This is a genomic window from Mycoplana azooxidifex, from assembly GCF_014196765.1.
Classification (GTDB): Bacteria; Pseudomonadota; Alphaproteobacteria; order Rhizobiales; family Rhizobiaceae; genus Mycoplana; species Mycoplana azooxidifex.
Genome location: NZ_JACIEE010000013.1, coordinates 154,963 through 166,650 on the forward strand (window position 1 = coordinate 154,963; position 11,688 = coordinate 166,650).

General features: G+C 58.0%; 12 protein-coding genes and 1 pseudogene. 7 read left to right on the forward strand and 6 right to left on the reverse strand.

All coding sequences use genetic code 11. The annotated features are described in order from the left end of the window. Positions 1–13 precede the first annotated feature (13 nt). Together nrdF and GGQ64_RS27945 are read left to right on the forward strand one after the other, a co-directional pair. The gene (gene nrdF, locus GGQ64_RS24905) at positions 14–1,003 is read left to right on the forward strand and encodes a class 1b ribonucleoside-diphosphate reductase subunit beta (protein WP_183808015.1); all 990 of its coding nucleotides are present in this window, start codon (positions 14–16) and stop codon (positions 1,001–1,003) included. A gap of 492 nt (positions 1,004–1,495) precedes the next feature. After that, positions 1,496–1,888: a YidB family protein gene (locus GGQ64_RS27945; RefSeq protein WP_183808039.1), complete on the forward strand. Its 393-nt coding sequence runs from the start codon at positions 1,496–1,498 to the stop codon at positions 1,886–1,888. Between the two features lie 43 nt (positions 1,889–1,931). Here the strand turns inward: GGQ64_RS27945 and GGQ64_RS24915 are convergent, their stop codons facing one another. Further along, complete coding sequence (locus tag GGQ64_RS24915; protein WP_183808016.1) at positions 1,932–3,089, reverse strand: PAS domain-containing sensor histidine kinase; 1,158 nt, start codon at positions 3,087–3,089, stop codon at positions 1,932–1,934. Next, positions 3,089–3,877, reverse strand: coding sequence for an alpha/beta fold hydrolase (locus GGQ64_RS24920; RefSeq protein ID WP_183808017.1), 789 nt, complete (start codon positions 3,875–3,877; stop codon positions 3,089–3,091). Before GGQ64_RS24920 ends, GGQ64_RS24915 begins: the two co-directional genes overlap by 1 nt. Positions 3,878–4,140: 263 nt before the next feature. Between GGQ64_RS24920 and GGQ64_RS24925 the strand changes: the two genes are divergently transcribed. Beyond that, complete coding sequence (locus GGQ64_RS24925) at positions 4,141–5,112, forward strand: DUF808 domain-containing protein (RefSeq protein ID WP_183808018.1); 972 nt, start codon at positions 4,141–4,143, stop codon at positions 5,110–5,112. Between the two features lie 149 nt (positions 5,113–5,261). Continuing rightward, positions 5,262–5,750, forward strand: coding sequence for a YciE/YciF ferroxidase family protein (locus tag GGQ64_RS24930; RefSeq protein WP_183808019.1), 489 nt, complete (start codon positions 5,262–5,264; stop codon positions 5,748–5,750). 304 nt (positions 5,751–6,054) lie between these two features. Here the strand turns inward: GGQ64_RS24930 and GGQ64_RS24935 are convergent. Further along, a pseudogene (locus GGQ64_RS24935) lies at positions 6,055–6,429 on the reverse strand (alcohol dehydrogenase catalytic domain-containing protein); the annotation flags it as partial. Positions 6,430–6,466: 37 nt separating this feature from the next. Beyond that, complete coding sequence (locus GGQ64_RS24940) at positions 6,467–7,342, reverse strand: SDR family oxidoreductase (RefSeq protein ID WP_183808020.1); 876 nt, start codon at positions 7,340–7,342, stop codon at positions 6,467–6,469. Between GGQ64_RS24940 and GGQ64_RS24945 the strand changes: the two genes are divergently transcribed. Then, a complete protein-coding gene (locus GGQ64_RS24945) occupies positions 7,234–7,584 on the forward strand; it encodes a hypothetical protein (RefSeq protein ID WP_183808040.1) in 351 nt (116 codons plus the stop codon). The two genes, GGQ64_RS24940 and GGQ64_RS24945, sit on opposite strands and share 109 nt — an antisense overlap. 13 nt (positions 7,585–7,597) lie before the next feature. Here GGQ64_RS24945 and GGQ64_RS24950 read toward each other — a convergent pair whose 3' ends face one another. Together GGQ64_RS24950 and xth are read right to left on the reverse strand one after the other, a co-directional pair. After that, the gene (locus tag GGQ64_RS24950) at positions 7,598–7,816 is read right to left on the reverse strand and encodes a hypothetical protein (RefSeq protein WP_183808021.1); all 219 of its coding nucleotides are present in this window, start codon (positions 7,814–7,816) and stop codon (positions 7,598–7,600) included. Further along, positions 7,806–8,612, reverse strand: coding sequence for an exodeoxyribonuclease III (gene xth / locus GGQ64_RS24955; RefSeq protein ID WP_183808022.1), 807 nt, complete (start codon positions 8,610–8,612; stop codon positions 7,806–7,808). Before xth ends, GGQ64_RS24950 begins: the two co-directional genes overlap by 11 nt. An 820-nt stretch (positions 8,613–9,432) precedes the next feature. On the opposite strand from xth, the gene GGQ64_RS24960 reads away from it, so the two are divergent. Together GGQ64_RS24960 and GGQ64_RS24965 are read left to right on the forward strand one after the other, a co-directional pair. After that, positions 9,433–9,636 (forward strand): cold-shock protein, encoded by a 204-nt coding sequence (locus GGQ64_RS24960; RefSeq protein WP_183808023.1) that lies wholly within the window; start codon positions 9,433–9,435, stop codon positions 9,634–9,636. Positions 9,637–10,445: 809 nt separating this feature from the next. Next, positions 10,446–11,486 carry a glycosyltransferase gene (locus tag GGQ64_RS24965; RefSeq protein ID WP_246422920.1) on the forward strand — a complete coding sequence of 347 codons (1,041 nt, stop codon included), beginning with the start codon at positions 10,446–10,448 and terminating at the stop codon, positions 11,484–11,486. Positions 11,487–11,688: the final 202 nt, after the last annotated feature.

An 11,688-nucleotide genomic window follows, 5' to 3' on the forward strand; every position in this document is an offset into this window, starting at 1 on the left:
TGAGGGGAACAGAATGAACATCCAAGTCAAGACCAAGGCCCCCAAGGCTACTGCGGCCGTTCGCGCCATCAATTGGAACCGCATCGAGGACGAAAAGGACCTAGAGGTCTGGAATCGCCTGACCGGTAATTTCTGGCTGCCGGAGAAGGTACCGCTATCGAATGATATCCAGTCATGGGCCACCCTCAAGCCGGAGGAGCAGCAACTCACGATCCGCGTCTTCACCGGCTTGACTTTGCTGGACACGATCCAGAACGGTGTCGGCGCGGTGAAGCTTATGGCGGATGCCGTCACCCCGCATGAAGAGGCGGTGCTCTCCAACATCTCCTTTATGGAGGCGGTGCACGCACGCTCCTATTCCTCGATCTTCTCGACCCTCTGCCTGACGCCCGACGTCGACGACGCCTATCGCTGGTCGGAGGAAAACGCGTTCCTGCAGCGGAAATCCATAGTGATCATGGAGCAGTACGCCTCGGACCATCCGCTGAAGAAAAAGGTCGCATCCGTGTTCCTCGAAAGCTTCCTGTTCTATTCAGGCTTCTATCTGCCGATGTACTGGTCGAGCCGCGCCAAGCTGACCAACACCGCCGACATGATCCGCCTGATCATCCGCGACGAAGCCGTACACGGCTATTACATCGGCTACAAGTTCCAGCGCGGGCTGGAGCGGCTTTCCGAAGAACGCCGGCAGGAGATCAAGGATTTCGCCTTCGACCTGCTGCTCGAACTCTACGACAACGAGGCAAAGTACACCGAGGCGCTCTATGACGGTGTCGGCCTAACCGAGGACGTCAAGAAGTTCCTGCACTACAATGCCAACAAGGCTCTGATGAACCTTGGCTATGAGGCGTTGTTCCCGCCGGAGGCTTGCAAGGTGAACCCGGCGATTCTCTCGGCCCTCTCTCCGAATGCCGACGAGAACCACGACTTCTTCTCGGGCTCCGGCTCCTCGTATGTTATTGGCAAGGCGGTGGCAACCGAGGACGAGGACTGGGATTTCTAGTGAAACCAGGCCAGTCTTCGCGCGAAGGTGCTAGGTCGTGTAGCTACTTAAATGTCCGCTTCTGGCGGCGGGCCATGATAAGTGCAACGGCCGATATGGGCGCGCGTAGCCGCCAGCTCGATATGCAAACAGGAAAACATTGATGTGTGACGTGCGGCCCCATTGGCGGCATGATCGACACGACGAGGAAGGGCGTAGTCGTCAACTGTCCCACCTCTTCGTTCAAGCCAAGCAAGCTGGCTTGCCCTCACTTCGGTCGTGATCTCAAACTGTACCGGACGACCGGTCTTTTGCTGGACGACCATGGCGTGGGATCGAATTTCTTGACCTGTGACGAGGGTTCCAATTTTTTATTTTTACGAGATCACAGCCCCGGAGCTTATCTCCAACCACGGCACCGAGCCTTGCTCGGTGTAGTCGCCGTTGCGGGCTACCAGAACCGGGATAAGATTGGTGAACTACTGCGCAGCCTTCGAAATCCTTGAGGTCCCGATGGTCCGACCCAATCCGGGGGCGGCATGGGCGACATGGGGACGGACAGGCGAAGGAACTGGCGGCGGGTTCGGCGGTCTCGGGGACCTATTGGGCGGCCTTGCTGAGGGGGGACTCTCTGGCGGGCTTGCCGACCTACTTCGGCAGTTCGACGAGAAAGGTCGAGGTGAAACGGTCAAGCCGTGGGTACAGCCAGGAGAAAACAGACCAATCGATGGTCACGAACTTTCCGACGTTCTCGGTCCGAATATCCTGAACGAGCTGTCTTCGCGGACAGGGCTTACTCCTGACGAAATTCTAAGCCGTCTGAGCCGTGACCTTCCATCAGCCGTCGACGAACTGACGCCAAATGGCCAGTTCCCTCGGGACGACGACAACGACGTCCATGCCTAAGCTTCGGGCTGTCTAGGAAGTACGACTCGCGGAATGGCAGATGTCAGATGTCCGCAGTCTTTGAGGCCACAGGCATGGTGAAGGTAAAGCGGGTTTCCATGGGATCGGACCTGACTACGAGCTCGCCGCCATGGGCGCGGGCAATCTCAGAGGCTATATGCAAGCCCAGTCCAAGCCCTTCCCGACCGGATTTTCTTTCTCCCCGAAAGAAGGGTAGGAAAAGGCTTTCTTGTGCCTCAGCAGGGATCGGGTCGCCTCCGTTAGCAATCCAGATTTCCAGCAGCCCGTCTGAGATCGAGGCGGAAACCCGGATAGGCTCTTTCGGCGCACCATAGGCCAGGGCATTTGCAATCAGGTTCGACGTCAGCTGACCGATGCGGCCGACATCGCAGTCTATGTTTGTCTCAAGTTTGAACATCGCGTTTATCTTGCGGCCCAAGTAAATTGATCGCAACTCTTCTACCACCTGCGTCAGCACGGGTTCGAGCGGTTGAACCGCTCTGTTCAGCCCCATGCCGCCACCCAGTCGCCCCCTTGCGAAGTCCAGAACGTTGTCGATTAGGCCGGACATCCGCGAAACGCTGCCCTGCATCAGGTCGAGAAGTTCGATTGCCTTGTCGTTCTGCGGTTCCTTGCGGAGCAGCCGAGCAGCCGCGTTGATCGAAGCCAGTGGATTTCTGAGGTCGTGGCCGAGGACGGCGATAAACTGTTCCCGCAGCTCGGCGTCTTGCCGTTCCGTATCAAGTTCAGTTTGCATGGCGGCACCTGCGGCATCGGCAGCTGCCCGGGCATCCACGAGTTCGCGTTCGTAGCGGCGTCGCTCAACGGCCTGAAACAAAGTCACGCGGGTGAACAACAGTGTCCCGTCTTCGGCACGGCGCTCCATAGAGTTAGCGAGGACAGGGAGCTTAGTACCGTCGGCTTTGATCAGATCGAGAGCGACCTCGTTGAAATACCCCTGCATACGCAAGAGCGGTGCGAAATGGGTCTCATAGAAAATGCGGCCGGCCGTGTTCAGGAGATCACGCAGGCGCTTACCGAGAAGCTGCTGGGCAGGAACGCCCATCCAATTCGCTAGGGTTCTGTTGACCTTCACGATGCGGCCGTCGGGCTGGATCGAGAGGTAGCCGCAAGGGGCGTTCTCGTAGAGGTCATCCAGGTCCTCCGTCGGACCTGGTGCGGCGGTGCTTGCCACGATCATCATACAAAGTCCCGAATGGCGGCGACCACTTGCTGTGGAGCGCTGAGGTTCGGGCAATGGCCGCTCGCTTCGAGCACGACCAGTTGACTGTTCGGCAACTGCTCATTGACATATCGCCCTACTTCTTCCGACGCGATGATGTCGTCCCGGCACTGAAGCACGAGGGTCCGTGCGGTCACTTTCGGCAGGTCAGCGCGGTTGTCTGAAGTGAACGTCACCTTTGCGAACGCCTTTGCGATCTCCGGATCGGTTCGACAGAAGCTATTGGTCAACTCATCGCTTAGTTCGGGCCGATCCGGGTTACTCATGATCACTGGAGCCATGGTGGCCGACCAGCCCATGTGGTTATCGTCAAGAGAGGCCAACAGTTCATCGATCTCGGTCGCGGTGAAACCACCGATGTACTCTCCGTCATCGATGTAACGAGGCGAAGGCCCGACCAGAACCAGGCTTTCGAACATCTCCGGGGCCTTGAGCGAAGCCAAGACTCCGATCATCGCGCTCACCGAGTGCCCGACAAAGACGCCACCCCTAAGGCCGAGTTCACGCCCAATCTCCACGAGATCGTCGGCGTATCCCGACAACGAGCCGTACTTTACCGCGTCATATGCCGCGAGATCGGAGCGTCCGGCCCCCACATGATCGAAAAGAACTGTCCTGAAATCGCCTTCGAACGCAGGGGCCACAAACCTCCACATGTTCTGGTCGCAGCCGAAACCGTGGGCAAAGACCATCGCACGGGAACCCCCGCCCCGAGTCTGGACATGATTACGCTCGATGACTGACATGTATGGCCCCTTCGTCAGCATTCCTAGCACGTTTCTACCCCGCAGAAAAACACAACCTCGGGATCGAGCATACGGTGTGAATGCGATGACCCTTCAGCGTAACTCATCGTCTTCGAGGACCCTTTTGCTGACGAAGACAGTAAGCGCAGAAGGACGTGACGCTGTTGACATGGTAGAAGGGCTTGCGACAGAGCCACTGCTACATTCTATCCAAACGGCAGATGTTCCTAGACAACTGCGTATGGACCAAAGGGACAACCTATATGGCAACTGGACTTCTCGCGCTTCTCGACGACGTTCCCGCAATCGCGAAGCTCGCGGCCGCGTCTCTGGATGATGTCGCAGCCCAGACAGCGAAAGCCGGTGCGAAAGCGGCGGGGGTCGTGATCGATGATGCGGCGGTGACACCGCGATACGTGGTCGGCCTGTCGCCAGCGCGGGAACTGCCGATCATTGCCAAAATCGCGCTCGGGTCGTTGAAAAACAAGCTTTTATTCCTTCTGCCGGCATGCATCTTCCTCGGTTATTTCGCACCGTGGGCGATCACGCCGCTTCTCATGGTCGGCGGCGTCTATCTTTGCTACGAAGGTGCCGAAAAGCTGTATGAGGCCATCGCGCCGCACGACGCCCACAAACACGAGGCCGCGGTACTGGGAACGTCCGACCCGGTCGCGTTGGAAAACCAGAAGGTCGCCGGCGCGATCAGAACGGACTTCATACTATCAGCTGAAATCATGACGCTGACCCTCGCCAACGTCGCCACCTCCAATATCTACAGGCAGTCAGCGGTCCTGGCATCAGTGGGCATTCTGATTACTCTTGCCGTCTACGGTGTCGTTGCGCTTATCGTCAAAGCGGACGATGTAGGGCTAGCGCTCGCCAGGTCCTCCACCGGCATTGTGAGAGCGTTGGGACGTAGCCTTGTTGTCGGGGTCCCGGTTTCTCTTAATATCCTCGCTACGATTGGCACTGCCGCCATGCTCTGGGTCGGTGGTAGCATTCTCGTCCACGGACTGGCCGAATTGGGATTCCACGGGACTGAACATTTCATCGACGAGATTGCCGAGGGCGTAAGCGCCGCGTCGGCCTACCTTACCGGGGTCCTGCACTGGACCACGACGTCCGCGATTCAGGCTGGGCTAGCCATCCTAATTGGGGGCACGGCCATCCTGTTAGTGCATGCGTCGGCCCCGCTGATCAGTCGGCTCCGTCCAAAATCCGCCACCCATATATAGGTCCTTTTTACTGGCTCGAGCCGCGAGACGATCTCGATGGTGGGATATCAGCTTTTGTACGGAAACCTGAGGAACATTGCCTCCTACAACGAGTTGGTTCCAGACAGCGGCCCCGGCTTCCGGCGCGCGACGAATCAAGGACCGACACCATGGCCAAATTGCTCGAAGACCTTTTCCTCGACACGTTGAAGGACGTGTACTTCGCCGAACAGAAAATCGTGGCCACACTTCCAGAGATGGAGCAGGCGGCAACGAATTCGGAGCTAAAATCGGCGTTTCGTCAGCACCTGGACGAAACCAAAATTCACGTGACACGTCTCGAAGCGGTCTTCAACGTGATCGGCGCTCAACCCGAAGCAAAGACTTGCGACGCCATCCTCGGGATCACCGATGAGGGTGCCGAGATTATGGAAGAGTACAAAGGTTCGCCGGCGCTGGACGCCGGCCTTCTATCTGCGGCCCAAGCGGTGGAGCATTACGAAATGTCAAGGTATGGCACCCTGCGAACCTGGGCGCTGGAACTCGGCTACGAAGAGGTAGCCGAAATTCTTCAATCGACACTTGAAGAGGAGCAAGCCACCGATCTCGCTCTCACGGCCATTGCAACATCGGTGGTGAATAGAAGAGCGGAAGGTTGACCAATCGACAGCGTAGGTCTCTGGTCCTTACGGAACTCTAAGCAAGTAGTCGGCTCGTAAGTTGGCTCCTCATCAGTCCTAAGCGGTAGGGGCGACGATAGAGCTAAGCTCATTGCAACGCGCGGCCAGCGGAAAGTCCGCCGATGGCGTGCTTGATGTTCCCGGGATGGGCGCAAACCGCATAGGCGCGAAGGGCCGGTATGAACAGAGCAGTTGCTGTTTCTATCTCGCAGGTGCCAGTTACCAGGATAACTGCCTTCGGGGTTTGGAAGCCAATCCAGAGTGATGCGAAGGATCGGTTACGGACGCCGGCGGTGGGGTAGCCTATCTGTTTGGCCTGTTCCGCACCCGAAGGATTGGAACGTTCGCAAAGCGAGAAAAGGCTCCACTTGCACATGCGGCATTCACCGCAGGAGATGGTGAAGGGAACAACGACCCGATCGCCGACCTTGAGCTTGGCGTTACGTCGGCCGACTTCGACAACTTCGCCCATGGTCTCGTGTCCCATGACGTCACCAGCATGCATGCCGGGCACGAAGCCGCCGTAGAGGTGAAGGTCCGAACCGCAGATCGCGCAACTCGTGACCTTGATAATCGCGTCGCGGTCGTCCTGGATAATCGGGTCATCGACGGCCTCGCAACGAATGTCGCCGCTTCCGTGCCATGTCAGTGCTTTCAAGGTGCAATCCTCCTGTTGGACTTCAGCGTCTTCATTTTCACGGTTGGCCGCTGCCGCCGGCCGCCCCGTATACCTGTCCCGTCGAGAAGCTGGCGCTATTGTCGGCAAGCTGGACGTAGATCGAGGCGAGTTCGGCGGGCTGTCCCGGTCGGCCGAGAGGCGTCTCACCGCCAAACTCCTGAAGCTTGTCCATCGTCGCGCCGCCCGCGACCTGCAACGCTGTCCAGACCGGGCCCGGCGCAACACCGTTGACGCGGATACCCTTCGGGCCGAGTTGCTTGGCCATGGACTTCGTGAAACTCATCCCGGCAGCCTTGGTGATCGCGTAGTCGACGAGGTTCTCCGAGGGGTCGTATGCCTGCACCGATGTCGTCTGGATGATCGAAGACCCCGGCTGAAGGTGCTTCAACGCCGCCTTTGTCAGCCAGAACATCGCGTAGATATTGGTTTTCATCGTCGCGTCGAAGGATTCCGTCGTGATGTCGGACAGCGACTGGGCCTGTTGCTGCCGGCCTGCGTTGTTCACGAGGACGTCAAGGCCGCCAAGCGCCTCTACGGCATCCTCGACAAGCTGCGTGCAGAAGTCCTCGTCACGAAGATCGCCAGGCAGTGCAACGCCCTTGCGGCCTTCCTTTTTGATCAGCGCGATCACTTCCTTTGCATCGGGCTCTTCGTCGGGAAGGTAGTTGATGGCAACGTCAGCGCCCTCGCGAGCATAGGCGATCGCAGCCGCACGCCCCATTCCGGAGTCGCCTCCCGTGATCAAGGCCTTGCGCCCCGCAAGCCTGCCGGAGCCCCTATAAGATGTCTCGCCGTGATCCGGCTTGGGGTTCATCTTGCTTGCGAGGCCGGGGAACGGCTGCGTTTGTTTCTCGAAAGGTGGCTTGGGGTATTTCGTCGTCGGATTTTCCATTAGGCCGCGTCCTTCAATTTGCTGGTGACCCGCGTGAGCGAGGGAAACGCTTCCCGATCAACGTTCCGACATTCGTTGAGGAAATAGCAGCGCGACGGCGGGGAGAGCGCTCGTTAAGTGACAACGAGCTCAACGACGTCAAAAAGATTGGGCTGAGCCATGGCGGCACTGGTAAGGGGAGCCTGCTCAAGCTCATCGCGCAAACGAAGATGGCCTACAAGCTCGTGAAGAACACGAGCTGAGCCGGGCGTGGACTTATCGATCGGCCCCAGGCCAGTCGTTTGCAGGCTCGTCGACTGTTCTTTCGGGTGCATCCTCTGAAGGGTCGGGATCGCGTTCTTCCGCGATTTTAAGACGCTCGATCTCCTTGAGCACCTCGGCGTAAACCTCCCCCTGTACCGCGCCGCCGGTGACCGCGTTATCCACCAGGTTCTCAACCGCTACACGAACATCTTCGCGCCAGTCATTTCTCATTCCGCTTCCTCCTTTTGATCGCCTTTTCCGACAGCTCGATCCATGCTGGCGCATGGTCGCTGGTGTGCTCCCATCCTCGCACCTCCCGGTCCACGCCCGCCTTCACAAGGCGCGCGGCGACATCTTGCGTGAGGAGGAAGTGATCTATCCTTAGGCGTGCATCTCTGGTGAACGCATTGCGGAAGTAGTCCCAAAACGTGTACACACGTTCTCCTGGATGCAGCTCCCTGATCGCGTCCGTCCAGCCCTGCTCAACGAGTAGCCGGTAGGCATCGCGCACCTCGACGCGGAAGAGGGCGTCGTCTACCCAGCGTTCCGGTTTGTAGACATCGAGTTCCGTAGGCATGACGTTATAGTCGCCAGCCAGAATGACGGGCACCCCCAGTTCCATCAGTTCGGCCGCATATGCGGTAAGGCGCTGAAACCAACGGAGTTTATACTCAAACTTTGGGCCGGGATAAGGATTGCCGTTCGGTAGATACAAGCAGCCGATGATCATCCCCTCGACTGCGACCTCGATGTAACGACTATGGGCGTCGTCGGGATCGCCAGGAAGCCCCCTACGGGTGAGCAGTGGCCCCGTGTCCCGGGAGAGAATGGCGACACCGTTCCAGCTTTTCTGGCCGTGCCATACAGTTCCGTATCCGGCGGCCTCTATCGCTTTTGCCGGAAATTTTTCATCAGGTGCCTTGAGTTCCTGCAGGCAAACCACTTCAGGCGACGCCTGTTTGAGCCACCGAAGCAGAACGTCCAGGCGACCGTTGACGCCATGGACGTTGTAGGTTGCGATTTTCACGGTCTAGTGCTTCTGATCGCGCGTGTCGCCCTCGTCCCGCCTCGTGTCATTCCTCGCGCTCTGGCGCTTGTCAGCGGACAGAGAGCGTCGACGGACTGCTTGAATTGGCCCTCTTTATCACGCCGAACATAACGCTTGTCGGTTCCCGTATCGATGAGTTCGCGCTCGGACATGACACTCTCCCTTTGTTAATGGAGCCGAAACGCACCAAGACCCGAAAAGTTACACGTCGGCGCGGCCGTTGTTGTATCTGCATCCAGCATCAGAGCTACGACGACCTTGGATTGCGGAGATCATCTATGTGTTGGTTGGACGAGATCGCGGCGGACAGGTTGAGCGCTCGCCTGGCGTTTCGTTGCCCGTAGCGAGAAATCGGAAAAATCGCTACGTTCACCATCTCCGTCGTGTCCGATTGACACGCCGCGACCTCGAAAGTTGAAACCCGCTCGGGTCCCGGATGGTTCCTCTCATCTGCGGGAAGCGGTTTCAGCCGGCAAACAACAAGACCCTGACACGCCGGATGACGCTATTTCGTCGACGGGACGGCTCGCCCCGCCCTCCTGCTCCTTACCACGGCTACGTGGCGGTTCGATTGTCCTCCCTGTGAGTCACGCCACTCAGGTGAAGCACAAGGGGCGCTTGATCCTTCTTGGAGATCGCCGGGCTGCGCGCGACAAGTCACAGATGATCCCTAAAGGAGATCGCGGACCGCACTATCCAAGACCCGAAACACATGCAAAGATGTCTGCATATTGACGGCACGCTCGATCGCTATACGTTTCCTTCGCGATCCGAAGAGGCCACGAGAGGAACCAGCCAAATGGTGACAGGTACCGTAAAGTTTTTCAACGTAGACAAGGGCTTCGGCTTCATCACCCCGGACAATGGCGGACAGGACGTATTCGTCCACGTTTCGTCGCTCGAGCGCGGCGGCTCGCTCCATGAGGGCGACAAGGTCAGCTTCGAAGTCGGTCAGGATCGCAAAACAGGAAAGTCGAAGGCAGAGAACGTTTCGGTCCTCTGACCTCCGGTGGCAATCCGCCAGTTCGCCGAAGAGGGAGGCCCGAATGTCGGTCGCGCTTTTGGCCGTTTCGCCTCGTCCGCCAAATGCATCGTCGGCGTTCTGGTTGACTTTTGTAACATCCTCCGATTCTTGCTCACTCAACTCTTGCTCTTCTTCCGCGCCTCCAATGATCGTCGTGGCTGCCTTCAGGACGGCCCTCGACTTCTCAAATTTTGTATGCGCGTTCGCGTAGCCGGCGTTCACGCCCCAACTCGCATGAAGTCCGACGGCGATGACGTCCCCCATTCGTCCTATAAGGCCGTCAAGAATCAAGGCCCCTGCGAGGCGCATTTGTCCCCACGCCACGGAAATATTTTCAGGGTGCGGCCGGCGTGGCAGTGGATGAGCGACCATTGGCGTTGCTGCCGCGAGTGCGGTGCCGGCCGTACTCGTGTGCTCACCTAGCTATTTATACCCTTCGCTTCGGCATCAGCTTCTCTACGAGCGGCATGAGGTCGGCGTCCGGATCCTTCGTTATCCCTTGAAGTACGATTCCTCCGGACCGACCTCGTCGGCGCAGCGTAACGTCCGGACCACAATCTCTCCAACCCGTCAATGCCGCGTCTTCGTTAGTGCGCAGAAATCCTGCTCACGCGCTTCCTACTGCAGCGACGCGACCAGATGCTTCCCTCATCCAGGGCCGGAGTAGACGAGCTCACTCGGTCATTGACGACACGATACCCCGGGCGGTTTGGAACAAAGGCCGCGGGCGTCAGTTTGACGATAAACGCAACGTCAGTTTGACGATAAACGCAATATGGCGACAGGTCATGATCACGAGGAAGGGCGAAAGACTACTCGTAGTCATCAGTGACTTTCAGGACGGACTTCCGCAAGCGTCCGCGGCACCTCCCCCAGAGGAGTTTCTACGACGGTGGGGAAGCCTAGGTGAAAAGCCGCGGCACATCGGGGGAGACGCCGACAATGTGATTGTAGCTGGCAGCTATGTCGAGCGAATGCCACTTGCATGCCTTAAGTCTGGTCTTATCGACAGGATAGAGGTGTGGAGCCACTGGCGCAGCGAAAGACCTCCGCCGCCGGACGTGACGAATGAACCTCATCTGATTCGCCGCTTTTTCCAGATGAACGGGCCGCAAGCGCCGTTTGCATCGAACCACATGCTGGCTCATATCATCAAGTTCGGGTCCCCCGCCGTTCTTTGCGTCTGGGGCCTCGGCGTGTGCGAGGACATTCTTACAGCATGCAAGGACAGCTATAAGATTTACAATTCCATAGATGCCCCGACGTGGCGTATTCCGGTCGAAGTAAGTCGGCATTTCCAGTTAGTTCTTACCGGTGCCCAATGCCAGTCGGAAGAGGTCACGCTGCGGCATCCCGAGATGGACACACTGATACTGCCAATTGGGCCGGAGTTTGCCTCTCAAAGTATGTTTTATCCGCTTGGAGGGCCAAAACCGTATGACGTTGTCTATGTCGCTTCCGCACAAGCATATAAACGACACGATATCCTGTTCGAGGCACTTGCTACGCTCCCACGCTCCGTTCGCGCCATGTGCGTATTCGGCTACGGAGAGCTAGGCCCCACATTGCGTTCAAAAGCGAGGGAGTTGGAGATCAGCGTCGATTTCGTCGGACCGCCAGGGGTCTCTTATGCTGAGGTCAATCGCTTGATGAACCTGGCGAAGATCGGGGTCGTATGCGGCGTCGATGATGGTGCGCCGGCAATACTGACCGAATACATGCTCGCTGGCCTACCCGTTCTAGCCAACGCAGCACTTCGGTGTGGGCTGCAATATATTACGCCGAAACCGGGCGCGCAGCGTCGGCCGAGATATTCGGCGAGGCCATAGTGGAAATGCTCAGCACACTTTCCGCGTTTTCTCCGCGAGAGGCGGTGATCAGAAACTGGATCTGGCCACACTCGGTACGGAAACTCGATGGGCTTATTAACACCTGATGACCTGCCACTAAAAATTCCCTCCAAAAGTTATTAGAGTCCGGCCCTTCAAAGGACGGACGAATGAAGAAGAGCAGATTTTCAGACGAGCAGAT

Bases quoted from the DNA above. Each gene is read 5' to 3' on its own strand.
- nrdF (WP_183808015.1), top strand. From the start codon at position 14: ATGAACATCCAAGTCAAGACCAAGGCCCCCAAGGCTACTGCGGCCGTT.
- GGQ64_RS27945 (WP_183808039.1), top strand. From the start codon at position 1,496: ATGGTCCGACCCAATCCGGGGGCGGCATGGGCGACATGGGGACGGACA.
- GGQ64_RS24915 (WP_183808016.1), bottom strand. From the start codon at position 3,089: ATGATCGTGGCAAGCACCGCCGCACCAGGTCCGACGGAGGACCTGGAT.
- GGQ64_RS24920 (WP_183808017.1), bottom strand. From the start codon at position 3,877: ATGTCAGTCATCGAGCGTAATCATGTCCAGACTCGGGGCGGGGGTTCC.
- GGQ64_RS24925 (WP_183808018.1), top strand. From the start codon at position 4,141: ATGGCAACTGGACTTCTCGCGCTTCTCGACGACGTTCCCGCAATCGCG.
- GGQ64_RS24930 (WP_183808019.1), top strand. From the start codon at position 5,262: ATGGCCAAATTGCTCGAAGACCTTTTCCTCGACACGTTGAAGGACGTG.
- GGQ64_RS24945 (WP_183808040.1), top strand. From the start codon at position 7,234: ATGTCTCGCCGTGATCCGGCTTGGGGTTCATCTTGCTTGCGAGGCCGG.
- GGQ64_RS24940 (WP_183808020.1), bottom strand. From the start codon at position 7,342: ATGGAAAATCCGACGACGAAATACCCCAAGCCACCTTTCGAGAAACAA.
- GGQ64_RS24950 (WP_183808021.1), bottom strand. From the start codon at position 7,816: ATGAGAAATGACTGGCGCGAAGATGTTCGTGTAGCGGTTGAGAACCTG.
- GGQ64_RS24960 (WP_183808023.1), top strand. From the start codon at position 9,433: ATGGTGACAGGTACCGTAAAGTTTTTCAACGTAGACAAGGGCTTCGGC.
- GGQ64_RS24965 (WP_246422920.1), top strand. From the start codon at position 10,446: ATGATCACGAGGAAGGGCGAAAGACTACTCGTAGTCATCAGTGACTTT.